Genomic DNA, 21,649 nt, shown 5'->3' on the forward strand with positions numbered 1-21,649 from the left:
TGAATACCACATTAGCATAGTATAGGACTAAAATTTAGTACTAATTATATAAGCTGTTTAAATAGTCTTTCTTTTCTGTTAATCTTTCAAGATTTATCATAACAGGTATCGAGTCATTCATCACTCCATTTATGGTGAAATTTTCTTTATCCAGGCGCCCTGTGATCGAATTGATTTGATCTACCGGAGGGTCAAAATACATTCTAATTTCTCTTTTAAAGATCGAATATGCGCCATAGTAAATAGAATCATTAATAGAGATTACCGCCTGTTGATTATATTCTAAAAATAACATGGGATCAGATCCTAATTTCCCTTTTTTAATATTGATGTCTGAATGGTTAATCTTAAACTCCTCAATCGTATAACTTCCAGTAATCGTGTCGTCTACTTTAGATTTCATATTATACGAAAATATGCCGTAACCAATAGGCAGGATTAAAACATATAGAAAAGGAAGCTTATGTACGAATCCTTTTTTCTTCGGAAGCAATGATGTCTTAAACTTACCGCTATTAAGGATAAAAAATTTATAAAGATCTTTTCTATATTCAAATAACAATAAGATAGTTAGGACAAGATCCAAGATGATATGTGAAATTGCAAAGTAAATTTCAAATTCTATATTTAGTATTAGAATGTTTAGGCAAATCCCAATGGAGAGTAATAAAGCAATTAATCTTGTTCTTCTAAAAACGATTAAAATTCCTATCAATAGCTCAGCTAAACCAATAAAGATATTGTAATTATATGACCTTCCAAAGAAAGACCACATGTGTTGATATTTAGATATTTCGACTAGCGGTAAAAATGACTCGTAATGCAAGATCCTAAATTGCATAAACAGCAATTTGGGAACTCCAAAACAGATCATTTTAATAGATAGATAATAAATGGCCAGATACTTAAAAACGCCAAGTATCTTTTTAGTAAGGTTTGATTTCAATGGATAATTTAATAGTGATAAAAATAAAACGCCTTTATTCTTAAGCTATTGTTTACTAGCGAGATATTCAATAAATTTTGTCGTTTGCAAACGACTTCAATCGTTTACAAACGTATCTATACGAAAACAATTAGTTTACAGACGGATATAGTTTTAATGCTCATCTATGTTTGCAGTGTTGAAATGAACGAATGATTTTCAATTACAATTAAATTCTATAGTTATGAGCACTTTACGAAACAGCGTTAAATTGATTGGCCACGTAGGCACAGAGCCCGAAATTGTAAATTTAGATTCAGGTAAAAAACTGGCGAAATTTTCTATTGCAACCAACGAGTATTATAAAAATGCCAAAGGAGAGAGGGTTTCTGAAACCCAATGGCATAATCTTGTAGCTTGGGGGAAAACGGCAGATTTGGTCGAAAATTATGTGCCTAAAGGAAAAGAAATCGCAATAGATGGTAAACTTACCAGTAGGAGTTATGAAGATAAAACAGGCAATAAAAGATATATTACCGAAATTATATGCAACGAAATCCTGCTGTTAGGAAAGTAGATCGAATTGGGATTGATCTTAGTGTAAATCAAAAACTCCGTTTTTTTAATCATAGAAAACGGAGTTTTATTTTTAGATTTTTAATGCATTTGTGCCTCGCCGGCACCGCTTGGAATCCTGATGTCCTCAACAATTTGCTGTACATTTTCTGGTGGGGCAGGCGTAAGTCTAGAAATAACGATAGCCAAGATAAAATTAACCAGCATGGCAATAACGCCAAAACCTTCTGGAGATGTGCCAAACCACCATTCACTTTCTGGAAGCGGATCCATAATCCCTATCAATCCTGTTTTAAACCTGATCATATAAAATAGCATTAAACTAATTCCAGCGATCATTCCAGTTACAGCTCCCTGACGATTCATTCGTTTATCAAAGATTCCCAATACTATAGCCGGGAAGAAAGAGGCTGCGGCCAGCCCAAATGCTAATGCGACGACAGCTGCAACAAAACCAGGCGGATAAATCCCGAAGAAACCGGCAACAACTATCGCTACCAAAATGCTAATTCTTGCAATTAAAAGTTCTCCTTTATCTGAAATATTTGGTTTCAATTGCTTTTTTACCAGATCGTGAGAAACAGAAGTAGAAATCACCAATAATAATCCCGCAGCGGTAGATAAAGCAGCAGCAAGTCCACCGGCGGCGACCAAACCTATTACCCAATTAGGCAATTGCGCAATCTCTGGATTGGCCAAAACCATGATATCCTTATCTACATATAATTCATTTTCAGCTGCACTGGGATTGCTAATAATACGTTCACCATTTGCTCCTCTTTTATCGGTAAAAAGTGGCTTCCCGTTCACCGCTTCAGAATTTCGATATTGGATCTTTCCGTCGTTGTTTTTATCGGTCCATGAAATTAACCCGGTATTTTCCCAATTTTTAAACCATTCGGGTAATTCTTTATAGGCTGTTTCATTGACCGTTGTGATGAGATTGGTTCTGGCAAAAACCGCAACTGCGGGTGCTGTAGTGTATAAAATGGCAATAAGCAGTAAAGCATATCCGGCAGATTTTCTGGCATCTTTTACCTTCGGTACCGTAAAAAAGCGAACTATAACATGAGGTAAACCAGAAGTTCCTGCCATCAAAGCCAGGGTAATGGCAAATATATCCCAGGTAGATTTTGTGCCGCTGGTATATTCTTTAAATCCTAACTGGGTATGTAATTGATCTAATTTATCCAGAAGAAAAGTGCCGTCTTCTACCTTAGCGCCCATCCCAATTTGTGGAAAAGGATTGCCCGTCATTTGAATGGAAATAAAAATAGCAGGTACCATAAAAGCAAAAATAAGTACACAATATTGGGCCACCTGTGTGTACGTGATCCCTTTCATTCCGCCTAAAAAAGCAAACACTAAAACGACCGCCATACCAATAAGCACACCCTTGGTAATATCTACCTGTAAAAACTGAGAGAATACAATTCCTACGCCGCGCATCTGTCCTGCAACATACGTAAACGAAACAATTAAAGCGCAGATAATGGCAATGGTTCGGGCAGAATTAGAGTAATAACGGTCGCCGATAAAATCGGGAACCGTAAATTTTCCGAATTTCCTTAAGTATGGCGCCAGTAAAAGAGCAAGGAGAACGTAACCGCCTGTCCACCCCATTAAATAAACCGAGCCATCGTAACCGCTAAAAGATATAAGTCCGGCCATGGAGATAAAGGAAGCAGCGCTCATCCAATCGGCTGCTGTGGCCATACCATTCGCCAAAGGAGAAACGCCACCACCGGCGATATAAAAATCTTTAGTAGAAGAAGCCCTGGCCCAGATGGCTATACCAAAATACAGCGTAAAACTAATGCCGACTAAGATCCAGGTCCATAATTGTACATCCATATTTGTGATGTTAAGTTGAGGTGAGTTTTAATATTTTAAAGTTTGATTATTCGGAATAACCATATTTTTTATCCAGTTTATTCATTAAGCGTATGTAAATGAAAATAAGGATCACAAAAACATAAATAGAGCCTTGCTGTGCAAACCAAAATCCGAGCTTAAAACCTCCAATTTTAAACTGATTTAGAAAATCCTTAAATAAAATTCCTGTACCAAAGGAAACAATAAACCATACGCTTAAAAGTATAAACAGATATTTGAGGTTTTCGCGCCAATATTTTTTTGCTTTGTTTTTCAAAATGTCATTGTATTAAAAATATATTCAAAATTTAATAAATAAAGTTTAAATATTTCAAACAAAATATTGTTTAAATACGATTTATGTATCCTGTACTGTAGGGTAATCTATATTCTTTGGGATAGAATAGGGAGATGCTATCAAAAATGTTAGTGAATCTATTTTAAAAAAATCCCGCCTTAGCTTTTGGATATGGTAATTTGCATAAAAAAGAAAATGGCAAAGAAAGCTAATGTTTACCGCCTTAAGTTAGAGACGATATCTACCCTAAAAGAAGATGTTAAGCATCAAAATATCGAATTTGAATTTGGAAATCATGATGAGATCTTCGGAATTATAGATGCTGTAAAATCTAAAGAACTTTTTGAAAGCGAAGCCGAAGCAACCGAATTTGCGCTGGGATTAAAATTGTTTAGCGGAGTAATGCTGAAAAATAAAAAGCACCCTTTATTTGAAGAATTTCAGCCAGAATTCGTCAAATTCATGAAAAAATTGAAAGCCAGCTAAAAATAAATATGTTGCGCTAAGCGATAGGTGTTGGCGTGTGCTTCGATAATTACTTTAATTTCTGGAGAATAACCGCCACCCATACTACATTGTACCGGGATTCTTAGGTCGTGACAGGTTTGCAATACAAATCGGTCACGTTCTTTGCATCCATCAATGCTACAAGAAAGTCGGCCAAGTTTATCGGTTTCCAGAATATCTACTCCGCACAGATAAAAAATAAAATCTGGTTGTACTTTTTCAATAAGATCGGGTAGCGTTTCTTTTAATGTTGTTAGGTAATACTCATCTTTGGAGCCATCGGGAACTTCGATATCTAGGTCTGAAATCTCTTTTCTAAAAGGATAGTTTCCTTTGCCATGCATCGAAAATGTAAAGACTGAATCATCATTTTTAAAAATTTCAGCCGTACCATTTCCCTGATGAACATCCAGATCGATAATCAGTATTTTTTCAGCTAATTTTTTCTTCTGAAGATATCTTGCCGCAATTGCCTGATCGTGCAACAGGCAAAAGGCTTCGCCATGCTCGCTGTAAGCGTGATGCGTGCCACCGGCAATATTCATTGAAATTCCATGTTCTAAAGAATAATGACAACCTTCAATAGTGCCGCCCGCAATAATGATTTCACGATCCACCAGTTCCTGAGAAAGTGGAAATCCTGTTTTTCTAATCGCTCTTCGATCCAGCGTAAGATTCGTTAAATTTTCGAAATATTCTCTGGTATGTACCGCAAGAATATCTGCCAGATCTGCTGGTTTTGGCTCAAAAAAATGTTGCTTTTCACACGTGCCCTCATGTAAAAGTTGTTTAGGCAGCAAATCGTATTTCTCCATGGGAAAACGATGTCCTTCTGGTAAAGGATGTTTGTAAATAGGGTGGAAGGCAATTTTGAGCATAAGTAATATAAAAAAAGAGGCTGTCTAAAAATATCCCAAAAATGTCATTCTGAACTTGTTTTAGAATCTCATCTAATTGATTTAAAAATAGTTAGGGGGATCTGAAACAAGTTCAGGTTGACTAAAATTGAGTTTTTAGACAGTCTCTAGGTTTGATATTTTAGAATTGTCTTATTCTATAAGAATCATTCTTTTTATAATAATACCCATAGTAAACATGATCATTCCATTTAAACACATTCTCTGCGGTATCGTTATTTTTAAGTTCTTTTGTGAATTTCTTGATTCTATCGAAAACATTGTCCTTGATCGGTCCGTCGATATGTTCAAAATTTTGGTCAAATAAGCATTTAATACGTACCGATTTCCCTCTGGTATATGAAAAGTAAGCACCACCGTATAAACTAAAATTACCTGAAACATACAATGGCATCCCGGGCATACCACCTACTCCTGGCATTCCCATCATCATAGGAGCACCTCCTGCTGCTATTTCCAAATGGCTTCCTATGGTGATAATATTTTTATCATCATTTTTAAAAACTGAAATACCTATATTTTCATTATCAATTTTTCTTAGAAATTTGGAAGTTTTTTCCAGCTCGCGGTGAGGAGCAAACCAATCCCCTTCCTTATCCTGAATAATCGGAGTGTTTTTAAAATTAATTTCTTCATCCTTCGTTAGAAATATCTTTTTAAGAATTTCATTTGAGTTTCTGTTTTTTACTTCAAAATATAACTCATTAGAATTCGCAACTACCTGATAAATATGATTATTCAGTAGAAAAGAATTACTGTGATATTCGTTCAACGCACTAAATTTGGGCTTCTCAAATTGCTTAATTTTGGCAGTATAATTTTTTAGATTTACCGAGATAAGAAAAGTTTCAAAAATGCTTTTATCTAAGGTAAGATCGAAACCATTTAACGTTTTATACAGTTTATTAGTAGCACTGGCCAGTTCTATACTAATAGGGACTTGATTATCAATTTTTTCAACCTCTATACTTGAACTCATTCCATTGTGACTCAGTAGCATCTCATGAAGATCTTTTGAGTGAATATCCTTGATCCTATATTCAAAATCCAGATTTATTTTATTCTTTGATTGTTTTAGGCCATTAAAAGTGTAAATATTTAGGTTCGATGAATTTTTTTCAATGGTTAATAAATAGAGCTTATTGTTTTTACTTAAAGCTTCTATATAGGCTTCTTTTTTGAGTTTGAAATCGAACTCAATTTCTTTAGTTTGTTTGGTTGAAAAATCAAACTGTATGGCTCCAAATTTTCTTTTGTTTCTATGCTGTAGAAACAATGTGGTTGCCTCTCCGTTCTGAACGTAACCTATTATGTTGTCATATTTATTCGGTAAACCATCGGATTTAAGTTGATTTACCTGTTTTACTTCTTTATTGTAGATGTAGGCATTAAACGTTTTGTTATCATCTATAAAAAGGGTTAAGTTCCCATTTTCATCATTTGTTATGGTAAAAACCTCTTTTATGGAACGGTTACTGTCTTTTAGATCGTTTGGAAGGTCGAAATATCTGTTTTGAGCTTGGAGATTAAAGCTAAAATAAATTAAAATTGAAAGGAGAGTGTAAAATTTTTTCACGTTTAGAGATGTTAAAATTATGAGGTGCAAATATATTCTTTCAACTTAAAATTTCAATTAAAAACGATCGCGAAAGTTTGATTTTGCTGGATTCTTAATAGTAAATCGGTTTTGCACGAGAGCGTGCTTTTATAGAAAAACATTCTCATTATAAGTAAATATTGTAGCATTTTTCTAAATAAAATTCGTCTTAAAAATCACGAAAGATACCTGTTATTCTAATTGAGTTTTAGATGGTTTAGAATGACGTATTGTTCGTTCTAACAAAGAAGTATAAATGGGTTTGTTTCCTAAAAATGCGGTAAATACAGAAGCTGTAACTGTGGTAATTATCAACGGAAGCGTAAGCTCGTAATTAGACGTGATTTCTATGGCCAGCATAATCCCGGTAAGTGGCGCCCTAACGGTAGATGCAAATATTGCTGCCATTCCGGCAACCGCATAGACCCCGGTTTCGTTAATTAAATGAGGGTTAAAATGCTGAATGGTGTACCCGAAAACCATCCCAAAAATAGCTCCTAAACTTAATAAAGGGGCAAAAATACCGCCGGGAACACCAGAGCTGTAACTTAAAATAGAAAGGATAAACCGAACTGCAAACATAATGATGAGCACCCATATCGTAAAAGAATGCCCTAATACATCCTTAATCGTATTGTAGCCTGCACCCGTCATATCCGGGAAATAAATACTAAGTACAGCAATTATAATTCCCAAACCAATGCTAAAAAATAGAATAGGGTTTTTAAGCTGATCGAAAATATCCAGCGATTTTAGTAAAATGTTATTAAAAAGGTAGCCTATAAAACTAAACAAGAGTCCTAATAACCCAAAAAGCCAAATCTCGCTAATGTCTGGCGATGTAAATATTTTAATAGAAAGTGCGGGATCCTCACCAATTAAGTAACGAACAATAAGATCTGAAGTTCCCGATCCAATCATAATAGCGGCAACCGAGTAAAAGTTGAATTTAAAATGCCCGTGCATTTCTTCAATAACAAAAACAATCCCCGAAAGTGGCGCATTAAAAGCACCTGCCAGTCCTGCTGCTGCTCCTGCAGATAAGAGAGGGTTGTTTTGCTCATCTTGCTGCTTAAAGAGCTCCTTGACCATTTTGCCTACATTGGCCCCAATTTGTACCGTGGGGCCTTCTCTTCCCAAAAGCATTCCGCTTCCCAAAGAAAAAATAGAGGCTATAAATTTTACAGGTAACACCCGTTTCCAGCGGGTTGGTCGAACTTCATCTAAAGCGCCTTCAATTTCTTGGATTCCACTTCCACCAGCTTCGGGAGCAAATTTTTTAACTAAAAAAAGGGCTATAAGAATAGCCCCGATGATTAATAATATTAGTCCTATACCTTCTAAGATCGGTGATAGGGAAAAATCGAAATTTCCATACAATTTTTCTCTAAGGATCTCAATTTTAGAAATGCATATTCTAAAAGCAGAAGATAATAGGCCTGCTATAATACCTACAATCAAAGAATACAATAAAACGTTTATATTTTTAGCATCTGCTTTAATATTACGCTGGGCAACTTTATAAAAATAAGCAGTTTTTCCCATATCCTTTGCGTTACCGGTTAGGTACTATAGTTAGTGACATCTTTAATTTATTGTCGCACCATTAAAAACCCCATCTTCATCTGGGTTTACAAAAACCAGTTTACCTTCGTTATTTTCGGTAAGTAAGATCATGCCTTCGCTTTCTACGCCTCGTAATTTTCTTGGGGCAAGATTCGCTAAAACCGTTACCTTTTTTCCAATTAACTCTTCGGCTTTAAAATGCTCTGCGATACCAGAAACGATAGTTCGTTTATCTAATCCGGTATCTACTTTTAACACCATTAGTTTTTTGGTTTTTGCCATTTTATTGGCTTCAATAATGGTTCCTACACGAAGATCCATTTTGGTGAAATCTTCAAAAGTAGCAGTGTCTTTTTGTGGCTCTACACTTTCGTCGGCCTTAGCATTTGCTGCTTTAGAAGCTTCTAATTTTTGTAGCTGAACTTCGATCTTTTCATCTTCAATTTTAGCGAAAAGTAATTCGGCTTTACCAATAATATGCCCGGCAGGTAAAAGTGCTTCGCGAGTGGCAATTTTATCCCATTGTGAAAGTTCATCTTCATTAAGATTTCTTTCTTCGGCACTAAATTTCAAAATCTCTTTTAATTTATTTGAAGTAAACGGTAAAAAAGGTTCACTAATTGTAGCCAGTGCCGATGCGATTTGTAACGCCACATACATAATGGTTTTGGTGCGTTCTTCGTCGGTTTTTACCAGTTTCCATGGCTCGGCATCTGCCAGATATTTATTCCCCAAACGGGCAAGGTTCATTAGTTCGGCCTGGGCTTCTCTAAATCGATATTTTTCGATAGAACTTGCAATTACTGCCGGATAGGCTTTCAAGGCCGCAATAGTCTCTTCGTCTACCTGCGAATATTCTCTTGGGGTAGGAACTTCGCCATTGTAATATTTATTGGTTAATACCACCACGCGGTTAATAAAATTCCCGAAAATGGCTACCAGTTCGTTGTTATTTCTAGCCTGAAAATCTTTCCAGGTAAAATCGTTGTCTTTTGTTTCTGGCGCATTAGCGGTTAATGCATAGCGCAATACATCCTGCTGGCCGGGGAAATCGTTAAGATATTCGTGTAACCAAACCGCCCAGTTTTTAGAAGTCGATAATTTTTTACCTTCTAAATTTAAAAACTCATTAGCCGGTACATTTTCTGGTAAAATATAATCGCCATGCGCTTTAAGCATCACCGGAAAAATAATACAGTGAAAAACGATATTATCTTTCCCTATAAAATGAACCAATTTGGTGTCTTTATCTTTCCAGTAGGGCTCCCAGTCTTTTCCTTCACGCTCGGCCCATTCTTTAGTAGAAGAAATGTAGCCAATAGGAGCGTCAAACCAAACGTAGAGTACTTTACCTTCGGCACCTTCAACCGGTACCGGGATTCCCCAGTCTAAGTCACGGGTTACCGCTCTGGCACGTAAACCATCATCGATCCAGGATTTTACCTGTCCGTATACATTCGGTTTCCAGTCAGATTTATGGCCATCAAGAATCCATTCTTTTAGCCAGTCCTCATATTGATCTAAAGGTAAAAACCAGTGTTTCGTTTCCTTTAAAGTTGGTGTGGCACCGGTAATGGCCGATTTTGGATTGATAAGATCTGTAGCGTTTAGCGATGTTCCGCAGCTTTCGCACTGGTCGCCATAGGCTTCTTCGTTACCACATTTTGGGCAGGTACCGGTTACAAAACGATCGGCAAGAAATTGTTTTGCTTCGGCATCATAAAGTTGCTCTGTAGTTTCTTCAATAAACTTTCCGTCTTCATATAGTTTTTTAAAAAATGCTGAAGCCGTTTTATGATGAATTTCAGCAGAAGTTCTCGAATAATTATCAAAAGAAATTCCGAAGTTATTAAACGAATCTTTAATAATTCCGTCGTATTTATCTACAATATCCTGTGGAGTAACTCCTTCTTTTTTAGCCTTAATGGTAATAGGTACCCCATGCTCGTCGCTTCCGCAAACAAAAGCTACATCGTGCCCCTGCATTCTTAAAAATCGAGAATAGATATCTGCCGGAACATAAACTCCCGATAGATGCCCAATATGTATAGGTCCATTAGTATAAGGCAAAGCTGCCGTAATTGTATATCTTTTTGGCGTGTTACTCATTTTTCTGTTTTAACTTTTACTCGATAATCGAGATTAAATATTCCGGTCTACTCCCAATAGCCGTCGGGATTGGGATGCCCCGAAATAAAAAATAATTTTCTAATAAATGCCTCATGGGCTTGCCCTGAGGTAGTTTACCGGTTTCCCGGGATTCGATTCATTTTCCCGATATATCGGGGATTTATTTTTAAAATTCATCTTCCTTTTTGCAAGGAACGATTTAAGGGCGTAAAGGTAAGCAACTGCGTTATAATACGCGTTAAATTCTTGCAAAACACCGTGTCGCCTTTCAATTTGTTTCTAATTTAGTAGCATGATATTGTAAAAAAATAGGAGTGTTTTTTATAATGACCATAAATCGATAAATAAAATTTTAATCATCTCTTTTGAGACTACAAATTTCAGTAAAAACTAACCAAAAATGAAAAAACTACTTTTATTATTTGTAATCATTAGCCTTGCGGCTTGTGGCGGAAGTAAAAAAGCGGTAAAAAGTGATAAATTTACCATAGAATCTCTACAGGATAAAAATTATCAGCAGGTAATAAGCATGTATAGCGACTCCAACCCTGAAAATGGTACCGGAGTTATGGAGGAAGGGACTAAAGAGCGACCTTACACTGTTTTATATCCTGGTAGCAAGAACGAAATTTTAATTACCTGGAAAGATGCCCCGAAAACATCGATTTTTGATATTAATTATTCTGAAGATGGAAAATGGAGCTCGGCGACAGGAATTAAAATTGGGACAACGTATGATGAGCTGACTAAAATTAACGGAAAAGAGGTGAAATTCTACGGATTCGGCTGGGATTATAGCGGTGCCGTAGATTGGAATGGCGGAAAACTGGAAGATTCGAATATCCGCGTGTTTTTAAACCCGGAAGGAGAAATAGCGGATAAGTTTTATGGAGACCGAATTATTAATGCCACTCCTGAAGAAATCGAAGCCTTAAATCTAAAAGTTTCTACCATTATGTACCGCGATTAGGTAACATTTTAAAATAAAAAACTATGGCTGGTCATAACGAACTTGGGAAAAAGGGGGAAGGGCTGGCTATTGCTTTTTTAAAAGAGAACGGTTACAAAATCCTGGAGAAAAATTATAGATTTCAGAAAGCTGAAGTTGATATTATTGCGTTTAAAGATGAAATTCTAATAGGGGTTGAGGTAAAAACCAGAAGCACGGCACATTTTGGAAATCCTCAGGATTTCGTGAAAACTGGGCAAATTCAGCGATTGGTATTAGCCATGAATCATTATGCCGAGGTTAAGGATCTGGATGCTGAAATTCGATTTGATATCGTAGCAATTATCAAAAATGCTTCAGGCACCAGGATCGAGCTTATCGAGGACGCTTTTTATTATTTCTGAATTTGAAGATGAAAACAATAACTTCTGAAAGATTAGTACTTAGATCAATATCAGATATTGACCTTCAGGATATTCATAAATTACATTCCCTGCCGCAAGTGGATAGATTTAATACCCTTGGAATACCAGAAAGCCTTGTAGAAACAGAAGAGACGTTAGCAATTTGGTTAAAAAGTAATGATCTTGTTTTTAAAATTGAATTAAAAAAGGACAAATCTTTTGTTGGCCTTATCGCATTAAAACCAGGAAATCCAAAATTTAAAAAAGCGGAAGTGTGGTATAAATTATCTCCTGATTTTTGGAATAAGGGTTACGGCACAGAAGCTTTGGAAGCCATATTGAATTATGGCTTTAAAGAATTAGGATTCCACCGAATTGAAGCGGGCTGTGCCGTTAATAATTTTGGTAGTATTCGAGTATTGGAAAAAGCAGGGATGAAAAGAGAAGGAAGAAAAAGACAAATTTTACCTCTTAAAGATGGCTGGTCTGATAGTTTTGAATATGCGATCCTTTCTACAGATATAAATCATTAGAATTCGTTAATCCTGAATTTTTACAAATTCAAAATCCACATCAAATTCGGAGGTAGAAACATTGGCTTTTAAAGTATCATTTTCGAGTTTGTAAATGATTTTCTTCGGAAATTCATTTGTGTCATTTTCAGCAATAAAATATTCAGGTTTTAATTCTGAAAGGACAAAGGGGGTTGGTGCTTCGTTAACTCCGGTTACTTGTAGCGTCCATTCATCATTTTCTTTAAAGAGTTTTAGGTCTTCTTTAAAAATAGTATCGCCTTCTAACATGGTATAGCCTAATCCTGAATAGTATTTTTTGTCTTTCTGCCATATTTCGAAGGTTTCGAATTCCTTTTCGGCATTTACGCGTTTCCATTCACCTACAAGCCAATCAAAATCTTCTTCATCTTTAGTACAGGAAAATAAAAATAGCAGACTACAAATAACTAAAAAGAAACGTTTCATAGGGTTTTATATATTAGATTGTGAAATTAAAAATTTAAATAGAAAAAGCCTGAAGATATCTCCAGGCTTTTGAATATAAATTATAAAGTCATTACCAGATTTTTACACGATCTTCTGGTGCAACATACATCGAATCTCCTTCTTTAATATCGAAAGCTTCGTAAAACGCATCGATATTTTGTAAAGGCACGTACGCTCTGTACATTCCAGGAGAGTGAGGGTCTGTTTTAATTCTGCTTTTTAAAGCTTCCTCTCGCATTTTAGTACGCCAAACAGTTGCCCAAGAAAGGAAGAAACGTTGCTCTGGAGTAAATCCGTCAATCTTTCCCGGATCACCATGTTCTGCTAGGTGCATTTGTAAACCATCGTAAGCGGCGTTAACACCCCCAAGATCACCAATGTTTTCACCTAATGTAAACTCTCCATTAATAAAAGTACTGTCTAAAACTTCAATAGCACTGTACTGGTCGGCAAGATCTTTTCCAAGACCTTCAAATTGCGAAAGATCTTCATCTGTCCACCAGTTGTTAAGATTTCCTTCAGCATCAAAACGAGCCCCGCTATCATCAAATCCGTGAGAAATTTCATGGCCAATTACGGCACCAATTCCGCCATAATTTACAGCAGCATCGGCTTTGTAGTCGTAGAAAGGTGGTTGTAATATAGCCGCAGGGAATACAATCTCGTTGTAGCTTGGATTGTAGTATGCGTTAACGGTTTGCGGAGACATAAACCATTCAGATTTATCTACAGGTTCGCCTAGTTTTGCAATGTTTTTAGCAGTACTCCATTTACGGGCGTTCATTACGTTTTGAAAATAAGAACCATCTTTAGAACCTTCGATTTCTAAATCACCATAATCTTCCCATTCGTCTGGATATCCAACTTTAATAGTGGTAGTGCTTAGTTTTTCAATCGCTTTTTTCTTGGTGTCTTCGCTCATCCAGCTAAGGTTGTTAATACGCTTTTCGTATGCTTTAATAACGTTGGCGATCATTTCCTGCGCTTTTTCTTTTGCTTCTGGCGGGAAGTGTTTTTCAACGTATAATTTTCCTAAAGCTTCTCCAACCATACTGTTCACAGTACTTAAAGCTCTTTCGTCTCTTGGACGTTGCTCTTTAGCACCTCTTAAGGTTTTGCTATAAAAATCCCAGTTTGCTGTTTCGATATCTGTAGAAAGCATTCCTGCTGCGGCATCAAATGCGGTCCATTTTAGATATTTTTTCCAGGTATCAACGTCTTTTTTTGCTAGAAGGTCCTGCATGGCCTTCATATATTTTGGCTGAGAAACGATGATGGTATCTAATTTACCTGCGCCAATTTCTTCGAAATACCTATTCCAGTCTATTGCCGGTACCATTTTTTGAAGTTCTGCAACGCTCATTGGATTGTAAGTTTTACGGGCATCACGGCGTTCTACTTTATCCAATCTGGGCTCTGCAAGTTTTGTTTCGAATTCCACTACAGTTTTAGCAAATTCCTTCGCATCTTCTTCAGAGTAATCTAAAAATTGCATCATACGCGCGATATGCTCTTCGTATTTTGCTTTTTTCTCTTTAGAATCTGAATCTTCTGCTACATAATAATCACGATCTGGTAATCCCAGGCTGCCAGGATAAAGGTAAGCTGCATTCTGGTTACTGTTCTTAGCATCTGCGCTAACACCAAAAGAGAAGAAACCGCCACCGCCATACTTAGATATTTCAGTTAAGTAAGCTTGTAAATCTTCTTTGTTAGAAATTTTATCTACTTTTTCTAAATAAGGTAATACAGGAGTGACACCCTGCTCGTTACGGGCAACGGTATCCATTATGGTTTTATAAAGGTTTACTGCTTTGGCCTGATCGCTATTGGCATCCAGGTTTTCATCTGTAGAAGCCTCATTTAATAATGCCAGTGCATCATTATCTGTATTTTCACGAAGTTCCATAAAACTTCCCCAGGTGGTCTGATCACTGGGAATTTCTGTAGTATCCAGCCATGTACCATTCACATAACGGAAGAAATTATTTTTAGGTGTTGTTGTAGTATCCATATAGGCTACATTGATACCATGAATTTCCTCTGTTTCCTTTTCTGTAGTCTTTTCACCGTCTTTACAACCAATTATGGCTGCACCTAATAGTGACAAGCATACTGCATTAGTTATTTTTTTCATTTAATGTTTGTGAGTTTGTAAAATCGTTGCTAATGTAATAAAACAGTCGCATTCTTTTATTTTTTGTTACAAAATGAGAAGGGTTTAGTTCTTAGATTTTAAAGTCTGCAACATTTTGGTATCAAAATCTTTTTTGATGTTGGTGATTTGCGTAATGTCATCATTTGGTATTTCGATAGAAAGGACATAGTGGGCAATCTTCCAGTCACCATTGATATATTGCATTACGCCAGAACCTCGGCAAATTCCCATGTGGGTATCCAATAATTCGTCAAACCAGGCAATTCCTTTTTTATCGGCCAGGTAAATATTTCTTTCTACTGAAGTGAAATCCCAAGCCCTGCCTTTGTCGAAATGAGGTTTAGAATAGGCTTTAAATTCGTCTAATTGCCAGTTTTCTGTAGCATCGGTGCCAATAAAAACGGCATCTTTAGTCATATAATTGAAGTAATTTTCAAAATTCGCTTCCGCGGCAGCTTTGTGCCAGTTATCGATGACGGCAGAAATTTCAGACTTTGCTTGTTTAGCATTCGATTGGTAGGGCATTGTTTGCGAAAAACCGGTGAAGCCAATAAGGCATAAGATAAGAGCGATGAGCTGTTTTTTCATGAGATTTATTTTCGCTGAATATACGATAAATCTCTATTATTTAATTTTGGGTTGCAGTTTCCAGACTATCTTTTTGTTGTTGCTGTCTTAGGCGGTTTTCTTCCACTAACCGATCCAATTCGGCTTCAAAATCTTCAATACTTTCTATAAAAAGTTCGTTTAGCTGAATATTAAGATTATTAAAATCCATAGGGATTTCTATCCCTATTTCTTTTACTTCTTCTGGGTTTATGATTTGCAAATGGGATTTTTGTTCCAGGATTTTTGCTTTTGTAGTAAGGACTCTTAACCTGGATTTTACTGGTTTAGAGTCTAAAGAATCGGGTAGGGTAGCCTGCAAAGTTTCCATAAGCTGAGCCAGTGCTGAAGAATTATCGATTAAATAATTTACCGATGTATTCTTAAGCTGCTTCACTTCCTCATTTAATACAATATAGGCGGCCCACTTTGAGGCATACTTTTTTGCCGGGGTTTCTAAGGGCAAAATAGCGGTTTCAATAGCAAATTCTTTGGTGAAAGCTTCTGTTTCCCTTGGCTTAATTTCAGGTTTTTCTTTTTCCGAATCCTGAACGCAGGACGCCAAAATCATCAATAGTATTCCGAAAATTGCTCGCTTCATTATCAAATTTTGATTGTACAAATGTAAACGATTAAAATACTAAAGCCATATATTTTCTTCATTCTTAAAAATAGCATAATTATTCAATTGAGTTAAACGTTTTAGCAAAATATATTCGCAATAAATAAATATATTTGCACAAAATTTTTAAGCGTATGCCTGCAAAAACCTTAATTATTGGTGCCAGTGGCCAGATAGGAACTGAACTTACCTTAAAACTCCGTGAAATTCATGGAAATAATAACATTATTGCCAGTGATATCAGGGAGGGGAGCGAAGAGCTTATGGCTAGCGGACCGTTTGAGATTGCTAATGCGATGGATTACGGGCAAATTGCCGGTTTGATAGAAAAACATCAGATCGAAGAGGTATATTTAATGGCGGCCATGTTAAGTGCAACAGGAGAGAAAGCACCAATGAAAGCCTGGGCTTTAAATATGGATTCATTGTTTCATGTACTCAATCTTGCCAAAGACAAAAAGATCAAAAAAGTATTTTGGCCTTCCAGTATTGCCGTATTTGGTCCTTCGACTCCAAAAGAGAATACACCACAAACTACGATTATGGAACCCACTACCGTTTATGGTATAAGTAAACAAACCGGGGAGCGTTGGTGTAATTATTACCATAAAAAATATGGCGTAGATGTGCGTAGTATTCGTTATCCTGGTATAATTAGTTATAAGACTTTACCAGGAGGCGGAACAACAGATTATGCCGTCGAGATTTTTCATGAGGCGGTTAAAGAAGGGAAATATACTTCATTTCTTAATGCTTCAACATCTTTACCTATGATGTTTATGGAGGATGCCATAAAAGCAACGGTGGAGATTATGAAAGCTCCTTTTGAAGCTATTAAAGTAAGGTCATCTTATAATTTAGCAGCGATGAGCTTTACTCCGGCAATTTTAGCTGAAGAAATTAAAAAGCATATTCCAGCTTTTCAAATTTCTTATGATCCAGATTTTAGACAGGATATTGCCGATAGCTGGCCTTCTAAAATTGATGATAGTGCCGCCCGGGAAGATTGGGGATGGTCACATGATTTTGATATTTCAGCTTTAACTGAAGCTATGCTAAGCGGGGTACAATCGCAATTGGTTAAATAAGGTTAATTCAGAATAATATGAATATAAAAAAGCCGCTCACTGAGCGGCTTTGACATTTGAATACTATATATAATCTAATCTATATGCACTATCCAATAACACGAACCTGATCTGCATTAAGACCTTTTCGTCCTTCTTTCTCAACATACTCCACTTTGTCTCCTTCATTTAGAGTTTCACCGTCAATCCCTGTTACGTGAACGAAGATGTCTCTTCCTGTGTCGTCGTTGGTTATGAATCCGTAACCTTTGGATTCATTAAAAAATTTAACTGTACCTTCCATTGTAATAAAATAATAATTAATAAAGTACAAACATAATATAATATTATAGACAATGCTTGAATAATATGTAAAGATTCTGAATTTTTTTCAAGGTTTTGGGGGTTATTAGTCAATACCCTTATCTCGCATTTTTTTCATATTCTTAGGACTTAAGGTGTAGTCTTCAAGCTTTTTGCCTCTCCAACGAACCGCCAAAAATATAGGCATTAATACGAATGATGAGGTGAGTACGGCAATACCTATAATCCTATCGCCTGTTACAATATCTTCTTCTGCAATTCTAAAATAGAATCCTACCGCTATGGCAATTAAAATCGCTATACCTAAAATTTTCATCACAATCTTCATAATTTCATCTTTTCATTAAACGGTAACTTCGATTAATTTCTGGCGATATGCAGTGAGCATTTTTGATTTCGAAATAAACCCAACATACTTGTCGTCTTTAACTACAGGGAGATTCCATGCGGCGCTATGCTGAAATTTATTCATGATCGTTTTCATACTGTCGTTTTGCACGTCGATAATGTCTGGTGCCCTTTGCATTATATCACTTACCATAATTTCGCTGTAAAGATGTTGCTTAAACATTATTGGTCGTATATCATCTAAAAGAATGATGCCCATAAAATTTTCATCTTTGTCGATTACCGGGAAAATGTTTCGGGAAGACTTAATTACGCCTTCATGGATCACATCGCCTAAATTCATATTCACATTTAAAGGAATAAAATTTTTCTCGATAATTTGATTAATATTCAGCAGGGTTAATACCGTCTGATCTTTGTCGTGCGTTAAAAGTTCGCCACGTTGAGCCAATTCTAAGGTGTAAACTGAATGTGGTTGCACGGTATTGGTGATCATATACGAGATTAGGGCAGTGATCATTAGCGGGACAAAAAGCTCGTAGCCTCCGGTTAATTCGGCAATAAGGAAAATAGCGGTTAAGGGCGCATGTAAAACCCCGGCCATTAGGCCTGCCATACCTACCATTGTGAAACTACTGGTAGAAATAGGTTTATCGGTAATGCCTAAATGGTTAACCACTAAAGCGAAACAATGTCCTAAAGCGCTTCCCATAAAAAGTACCGGTGCAAAAATTCCGCCTACACCACCTGCAGCAAAAGTAAGCGAGGTTGCAACAATTTTGAAGACCACCAATCCTGCAAGTAATAAAATGACCACCCAGATGTTATCTAGGAAATCATTTAAAAAGTTAGTCCCCAGGGCCTGAATATAATTTTCAGCTAAAAGATTGTTGATAACACCATAACCTTCACCATATAGCGGAGGGATAAAATAAATAATGATTCCCAGGCCGCTTCCCGCTAATAATAGCCTGACAAATTTATTATCGATTTTGCCGAAGATCGTATGTATTTTAAAGTATATAATGGTAAAATACATGGAGCCTAATGCACAAATACACCCCAAAATCATATAAAACGGCACTTCTGAAATGGTAAAATCGTCCATAAGCTCAAAAGGAAGAATAGTATCTGAGCCGAAGAAAAAATAAGAAGTTAGAATCGCTGAAACCGAAGCAGTGAGTAAAGGTAACATGCTTACCAGGGTAAGGTCTAAACTAAAAACTTCTATAGCAAAAATAATGGCAGCAATAGGTGCTTTAAAGATCGAAGACATCGCTCCGGCAGCCGCACAACCTATAAGGAGTGTACGTGCACTCTGGTTCATTCTAAATAAACGAGAGATGTTAGAACCTAAAGAAGCCCCTGTTGCAACGGTAGGCCCTTCTAATCCTACAGATCCACCAAAACCAACAGTTAACGGTGCTGTTAGGATCGAACCATACATCTGGAAGGAGCGCATAAGTCCTTTTCTTTTTGAGATCGCATAAAGCGTTGAGGGTATCCCATGTCCTACCGGTTTTCGTAATACTTTTTTTATAATGAAAACCGTTAAGGCTAACCCAATAATTGGAAAAATAAAATAGAAAGCATGGTGATAATTGGCTATTAAATTTCCCTCTAATAGGTCTTGAATAAAATGGGTTATATTTTTAATTATAACCGCGCCAAAACCTGCTGCAAAACCAATAATGGCACTAAGAATTAAAATAAACTGTTGCTGCGAAAGATGCTTTGTCTTCCACAGCAAAAACTTTTGTAATCCAGGGATTGCTTTTAAAAACATCTGCTAAACCTCCAATTTTAGGATATGACGAAAAAATCCTGCTCTAAAGCAGGATTTTGTTTTTTATTCAATATTCAGTTTTAAGCTTAATTCTTTTAGTTGCTCTTCATCTAATTTTGATGGAGCATCGATCATTACATCGCGACCAGCATTGTTTTTTGGAAAAGCGATAAAGTCCCGAATAGTTTCCTGGCCACCAAGAATGGCTGTTAATCTATCAAAACCAAAAGCGATCCCGCCATGTGGTGGCGCACCGTATTGAAAAGCATTCATTAAAAACCCAAATTGTTCTTTGGCTTCATCTTCAGTAAAGCCTAAATGAGAGAACATTTTAGATTGTGTTTCTTTATCATGAATTCTTATAGAACCTCCGCCAATTTCGTTCCCGTTTAATACGAGGTCATAAGCATTGGCTCTTACTTTACCCGGATCTGTCGCTAAGAGAGGAATATCTTCAATTTTAGGAGACGTGAAGGGGTGGTGCATGGCATGATAGCGTTCTGTTTCTTCATCCCATTCTAATAATGGGAAGTCGATTACCCAAAGTGGCGCAAATTCATTCGATTTTCTCAGGCCAATTTCGTTGCCAAGATGCATACGTAATGCACTTAATTGTGATCTCGTTTTGTTGGCCTCACCAGCCATCACCAAAATCAGATCACCCGGTTTTGCACCTGTTTCCTGTGCCCATTCTTTAAGGTCTTCTTCAGTATAGAATTTATCTACAGAAGATTTTAAACTTCCGTCTTCATTATATTTAGCCCAAACAAGCCCGTTTGCACCAATTTGCGGGCGTTTTACCCAGTTAATCAAGGCATCAATTTGCTTTCGGGTATAAGAAGCTGCGCCAGGAACGGCAATACCAACAACTAATTCTTGCTGATCGAAAACATTAAAACCTTTATTTTTGGCAATATCATCTAACTCGGCAAACTCCATCCCAAAACGAATATCAGGTTTATCGTTGCCGTATTTACGCATCGCTTCATCATAAGTCATTCTTGGGAACGTATCAACTTTTACATTGTTGATCTCCTTAAGAAGATGGCGTGTTAAGCCTTCAAAAATATTTAGAATCTCCTCCTGTTCTACAAAAGCCATTTCGCAGTCGATCTGGGTAAATTCTGGCTGGCGATCGGCTCTTAAATCTTCATCTCTAAAACATTTTACGATCTGGAAATACTTATCCATACCACCAACCATAAGCAATTGCTTAAAAGTTTGTGGCGATTGTGGCAATGCATAAAACTGCCCTTCGTTCATTCTACTTGGTACCACAAAATCACGGGCCCCTTCTGGAGTGGATTTAATAAGATATGGGGTTTCTACTTCAATAAATCCCTGATTAGATAAATAGTTTCTAACCTGCATCCCCACTTTATGTCTAAAAATCAGTTTATTTTTAACTGGATTTCTTCGAATATCAAGATAGCGGTACTTCATTCTTAAATCTTCACCGCCATCGGTTTCATCTTCGATAGTAAAAGGTGGCGTTAAAGAAGCGTTTAAAATAGCAAACTCTTTTACTAAAACTTCAATCTCACCGGTGGCGATATTGGGGTTTTTGGATTCCCTTTCTATCACTTCACCTTTTACCTGAATTACAAACTCGCGGCCCAAGGTTGCAGCTTTCTTCATCAGATCTTCAGAAGATCTTTCTTCATCAAAAATAAGCTGAGTAATTCCGTAGCGATCACGAAGATCTACCCAGATCATAAAACCTTTATTCCTAATTTTTTGCACCCATCCTGAAAGCGTTACGTCGTTCCCGATATTGGAAGAATTAAGCTCACCGCAAGTATGACTTCTGTACATAATTGTTTTCGTAAAATTTTAGTGGGGCAAAAGTAATAAGTAAATGTGGTTTGAGTAAATAAACAGACTAAAATTAATCACCATGTAAACTTAATGTTATGAAATTTAAATATTTATATTGCTTAAAATCAGGTAATTAAGTGTTTAATGTTAATTTAATGTTACGTAAATATTGTTT

The 21,649-nt window shown here is 36.5% G+C and carries 21 protein-coding genes; 6 read left to right on the top strand and 15 right to left on the bottom strand.

Annotation, left to right across the window (positions count from 1 at the left end):
* Positions 1 to 40: 40 nt before the first annotated feature.
* The gene (locus L1967_RS10465) at positions 41 to 841 is read right to left on the bottom strand and encodes a hypothetical protein (RefSeq protein WP_249601577.1); all 801 of its coding nucleotides are present in this window, start codon (positions 839 to 841) and stop codon (positions 41 to 43) included.
* A 328-nt stretch (positions 842 to 1,169) separates the two neighbouring features.
* Here L1967_RS10465 and L1967_RS10470 point away from each other — a divergent pair, with 328 nt between their 5' ends.
* Positions 1,170 to 1,502: a single-stranded DNA-binding protein gene (locus L1967_RS10470; RefSeq protein WP_249601578.1), complete on the top strand. Its 333-nt coding sequence runs from the start codon at positions 1,170 to 1,172 to the stop codon at positions 1,500 to 1,502.
* An 80-nt stretch (positions 1,503 to 1,582) separates the two neighbouring features.
* Here L1967_RS10470 and L1967_RS10475 read toward each other — a convergent pair whose 3' ends face one another.
* On the bottom strand, positions 1,583 to 3,355 hold the full coding sequence (locus L1967_RS10475; protein ID WP_249601579.1) for a sodium:solute symporter family protein: 1,773 nt from the start codon (positions 3,353 to 3,355) through the stop codon (positions 1,583 to 1,585).
* 46 nt (positions 3,356 to 3,401) lie between these two features.
* Positions 3,402 to 3,656 carry a DUF4212 domain-containing protein gene (locus L1967_RS10480; RefSeq protein WP_249601672.1) on the bottom strand — a complete coding sequence of 85 codons (255 nt, stop codon included), beginning with the start codon at positions 3,654 to 3,656 and terminating at the stop codon, positions 3,402 to 3,404.
* A 213-nt stretch (positions 3,657 to 3,869) separates the two neighbouring features.
* On the opposite strand from L1967_RS10480, the gene L1967_RS10485 reads away from it, so the two are divergent.
* A complete protein-coding gene (locus L1967_RS10485) occupies positions 3,870 to 4,160 on the top strand; it encodes a DUF3861 domain-containing protein (protein WP_249601580.1) in 291 nt (96 codons plus the stop codon).
* On the opposite strand, the gene L1967_RS10490 is transcribed toward L1967_RS10485, so the two are convergent.
* The 4 genes from L1967_RS10490 to metG form a co-directional block, all read right to left on the bottom strand.
* The gene (locus L1967_RS10490) at positions 4,157 to 5,059 is read right to left on the bottom strand and encodes a histone deacetylase family protein (RefSeq protein WP_249601581.1); all 903 of its coding nucleotides are present in this window, start codon (positions 5,057 to 5,059) and stop codon (positions 4,157 to 4,159) included. The two genes, L1967_RS10485 and L1967_RS10490, sit on opposite strands and share 4 nt — an antisense overlap.
* Before the next feature lie 160 nt (positions 5,060 to 5,219).
* Positions 5,220 to 6,674, bottom strand: a complete 1,455-nt coding sequence (locus L1967_RS10495; protein WP_249601582.1) for a hypothetical protein — start codon at positions 6,672 to 6,674, stop codon at positions 5,220 to 5,222.
* Between the two features lie 213 nt (positions 6,675 to 6,887).
* Positions 6,888 to 8,240: a H(+)/Cl(-) exchange transporter ClcA gene (clcA, locus tag L1967_RS10500; protein WP_249601583.1), complete on the bottom strand. Its 1,353-nt coding sequence runs from the start codon at positions 8,238 to 8,240 to the stop codon at positions 6,888 to 6,890.
* A gap of 42 nt (positions 8,241 to 8,282) precedes the next feature.
* Positions 8,283 to 10,370, bottom strand: a complete 2,088-nt coding sequence (gene metG, locus L1967_RS10505) for a methionine--tRNA ligase (RefSeq protein WP_249601584.1) — start codon at positions 10,368 to 10,370, stop codon at positions 8,283 to 8,285.
* 421 nt (positions 10,371 to 10,791) lie between these two features.
* On the opposite strand from metG, the gene L1967_RS10510 reads away from it, so the two are divergent.
* Genes L1967_RS10510 through L1967_RS10520 form a run of 3 tightly spaced genes read left to right on the top strand, consistent with a single transcriptional unit; the run spans position 10,792 to position 12,277 of the window.
* A complete protein-coding gene (locus tag L1967_RS10510; RefSeq protein WP_249601585.1) occupies positions 10,792 to 11,361 on the top strand; it encodes a hypothetical protein in 570 nt (189 codons plus the stop codon).
* 23 nt (positions 11,362 to 11,384) lie between these two features.
* Complete coding sequence (locus L1967_RS10515; protein ID WP_249601586.1) at positions 11,385 to 11,744, top strand: YraN family protein; 360 nt, start codon at positions 11,385 to 11,387, stop codon at positions 11,742 to 11,744.
* An 8-nt stretch (positions 11,745 to 11,752) separates the two neighbouring features.
* Entirely contained in the window at positions 11,753 to 12,277 is a 525-nt protein-coding gene (locus L1967_RS10520) for a GNAT family N-acetyltransferase (RefSeq protein WP_249601587.1), read from the top strand.
* A 6-nt stretch (positions 12,278 to 12,283) separates the two neighbouring features.
* On the opposite strand, the gene L1967_RS10525 is transcribed toward L1967_RS10520, so the two are convergent.
* The 4 genes from L1967_RS10525 to L1967_RS10540 form a co-directional block, all read right to left on the bottom strand.
* A complete protein-coding gene (locus tag L1967_RS10525) occupies positions 12,284 to 12,724 on the bottom strand; it encodes a hypothetical protein (protein WP_249601588.1) in 441 nt (146 codons plus the stop codon).
* 91 nt (positions 12,725 to 12,815) lie between these two features.
* Positions 12,816 to 14,882 carry a M13 family metallopeptidase gene (locus tag L1967_RS10530; RefSeq protein ID WP_249601589.1) on the bottom strand — a complete coding sequence of 689 codons (2,067 nt, stop codon included), beginning with the start codon at positions 14,880 to 14,882 and terminating at the stop codon, positions 12,816 to 12,818.
* A gap of 84 nt (positions 14,883 to 14,966) precedes the next feature.
* Complete coding sequence (locus L1967_RS10535) at positions 14,967 to 15,491, bottom strand: nuclear transport factor 2 family protein (RefSeq protein ID WP_249601590.1); 525 nt, start codon at positions 15,489 to 15,491, stop codon at positions 14,967 to 14,969.
* A gap of 40 nt (positions 15,492 to 15,531) precedes the next feature.
* Entirely contained in the window at positions 15,532 to 16,110 is a 579-nt protein-coding gene (locus L1967_RS10540) for a hypothetical protein (RefSeq protein ID WP_249601591.1), read from the bottom strand.
* Between the two features lie 155 nt (positions 16,111 to 16,265).
* On the opposite strand from L1967_RS10540, the gene L1967_RS10545 reads away from it, so the two are divergent.
* Entirely contained in the window at positions 16,266 to 17,219 is a 954-nt protein-coding gene (locus L1967_RS10545; protein WP_249601592.1) for an NAD-dependent epimerase/dehydratase family protein, read from the top strand.
* Positions 17,220 to 17,307: 88 nt separating this feature from the next.
* Here the strand turns inward: L1967_RS10545 and L1967_RS10550 are convergent, their stop codons facing one another.
* From L1967_RS10550 to aspS, 4 genes are all read right to left on the bottom strand, one after another.
* Entirely contained in the window at positions 17,308 to 17,502 is a 195-nt protein-coding gene (locus tag L1967_RS10550) for a cold-shock protein (protein ID WP_013073924.1), read from the bottom strand.
* Positions 17,503 to 17,607: 105 nt separating this feature from the next.
* Positions 17,608 to 17,850: a hypothetical protein gene (locus L1967_RS10555; RefSeq protein ID WP_249601593.1), complete on the bottom strand. Its 243-nt coding sequence runs from the start codon at positions 17,848 to 17,850 to the stop codon at positions 17,608 to 17,610.
* 15 nt (positions 17,851 to 17,865) lie between these two features.
* Positions 17,866 to 19,656 (bottom strand): chloride channel protein, encoded by a 1,791-nt coding sequence (locus tag L1967_RS10560; protein ID WP_249601594.1) that lies wholly within the window; start codon positions 19,654 to 19,656, stop codon positions 17,866 to 17,868.
* Between the two features lie 63 nt (positions 19,657 to 19,719).
* Positions 19,720 to 21,471 (bottom strand): aspartate--tRNA ligase, encoded by a 1,752-nt coding sequence (gene aspS / locus L1967_RS10565; RefSeq protein WP_249601595.1) that lies wholly within the window; start codon positions 21,469 to 21,471, stop codon positions 19,720 to 19,722.
* Positions 21,472 to 21,649 lie beyond the last annotated feature (178 nt).

The sequence above is a fragment of the Zunongwangia pacifica genome (assembly GCF_023499215.1).
Classification (GTDB): Bacteria; Bacteroidota; Bacteroidia; order Flavobacteriales; family Flavobacteriaceae; genus Zunongwangia; species Zunongwangia pacifica.

What these genes read in the sequence shown, in the direction of transcription:
- L1967_RS10465 (WP_249601577.1), bottom strand. Translation starts at nt 841, where the DNA reads ATGCAATTTAGGATCTTGCATTACGAGTCATTTTTACCGCTAGTCGAA.
- L1967_RS10470 (WP_249601578.1), top strand. Translation starts at nt 1,170, where the DNA reads ATGAGCACTTTACGAAACAGCGTTAAATTGATTGGCCACGTAGGCACA.
- L1967_RS10475 (WP_249601579.1), bottom strand. Translation starts at nt 3,355, where the DNA reads ATGGATGTACAATTATGGACCTGGATCTTAGTCGGCATTAGTTTTACG.
- L1967_RS10485 (WP_249601580.1), top strand. Translation starts at nt 3,870, where the DNA reads ATGGCAAAGAAAGCTAATGTTTACCGCCTTAAGTTAGAGACGATATCT.
- L1967_RS10490 (WP_249601581.1), bottom strand. Translation starts at nt 5,059, where the DNA reads ATGCTCAAAATTGCCTTCCACCCTATTTACAAACATCCTTTACCAGAA.
- clcA (WP_249601583.1), bottom strand. Translation starts at nt 8,240, where the DNA reads ATGGGAAAAACTGCTTATTTTTATAAAGTTGCCCAGCGTAATATTAAA.
- metG (WP_249601584.1), bottom strand. Translation starts at nt 10,370, where the DNA reads ATGAGTAACACGCCAAAAAGATATACAATTACGGCAGCTTTGCCTTAT.
- L1967_RS10510 (WP_249601585.1), top strand. Translation starts at nt 10,792, where the DNA reads ATGAAAAAACTACTTTTATTATTTGTAATCATTAGCCTTGCGGCTTGT.
- L1967_RS10515 (WP_249601586.1), top strand. Translation starts at nt 11,385, where the DNA reads ATGGCTGGTCATAACGAACTTGGGAAAAAGGGGGAAGGGCTGGCTATT.
- L1967_RS10520 (WP_249601587.1), top strand. Translation starts at nt 11,753, where the DNA reads ATGAAAACAATAACTTCTGAAAGATTAGTACTTAGATCAATATCAGAT.
- L1967_RS10525 (WP_249601588.1), bottom strand. Translation starts at nt 12,724, where the DNA reads ATGAAACGTTTCTTTTTAGTTATTTGTAGTCTGCTATTTTTATTTTCC.
- L1967_RS10530 (WP_249601589.1), bottom strand. Translation starts at nt 14,882, where the DNA reads ATGAAAAAAATAACTAATGCAGTATGCTTGTCACTATTAGGTGCAGCC.
- L1967_RS10535 (WP_249601590.1), bottom strand. Translation starts at nt 15,491, where the DNA reads ATGAAAAAACAGCTCATCGCTCTTATCTTATGCCTTATTGGCTTCACC.
- L1967_RS10540 (WP_249601591.1), bottom strand. Translation starts at nt 16,110, where the DNA reads ATGAAGCGAGCAATTTTCGGAATACTATTGATGATTTTGGCGTCCTGC.
- L1967_RS10545 (WP_249601592.1), top strand. Translation starts at nt 16,266, where the DNA reads ATGCCTGCAAAAACCTTAATTATTGGTGCCAGTGGCCAGATAGGAACT.
- L1967_RS10550 (WP_013073924.1), bottom strand. Translation starts at nt 17,502, where the DNA reads ATGGAAGGTACAGTTAAATTTTTTAATGAATCCAAAGGTTACGGATTC.
- L1967_RS10555 (WP_249601593.1), bottom strand. Translation starts at nt 17,850, where the DNA reads ATGAAGATTGTGATGAAAATTTTAGGTATAGCGATTTTAATTGCCATA.
- L1967_RS10560 (WP_249601594.1), bottom strand. Translation starts at nt 19,656, where the DNA reads ATGTTTTTAAAAGCAATCCCTGGATTACAAAAGTTTTTGCTGTGGAAG.
- aspS (WP_249601595.1), bottom strand. Translation starts at nt 21,471, where the DNA reads ATGTACAGAAGTCATACTTGCGGTGAGCTTAATTCTTCCAATATCGGG.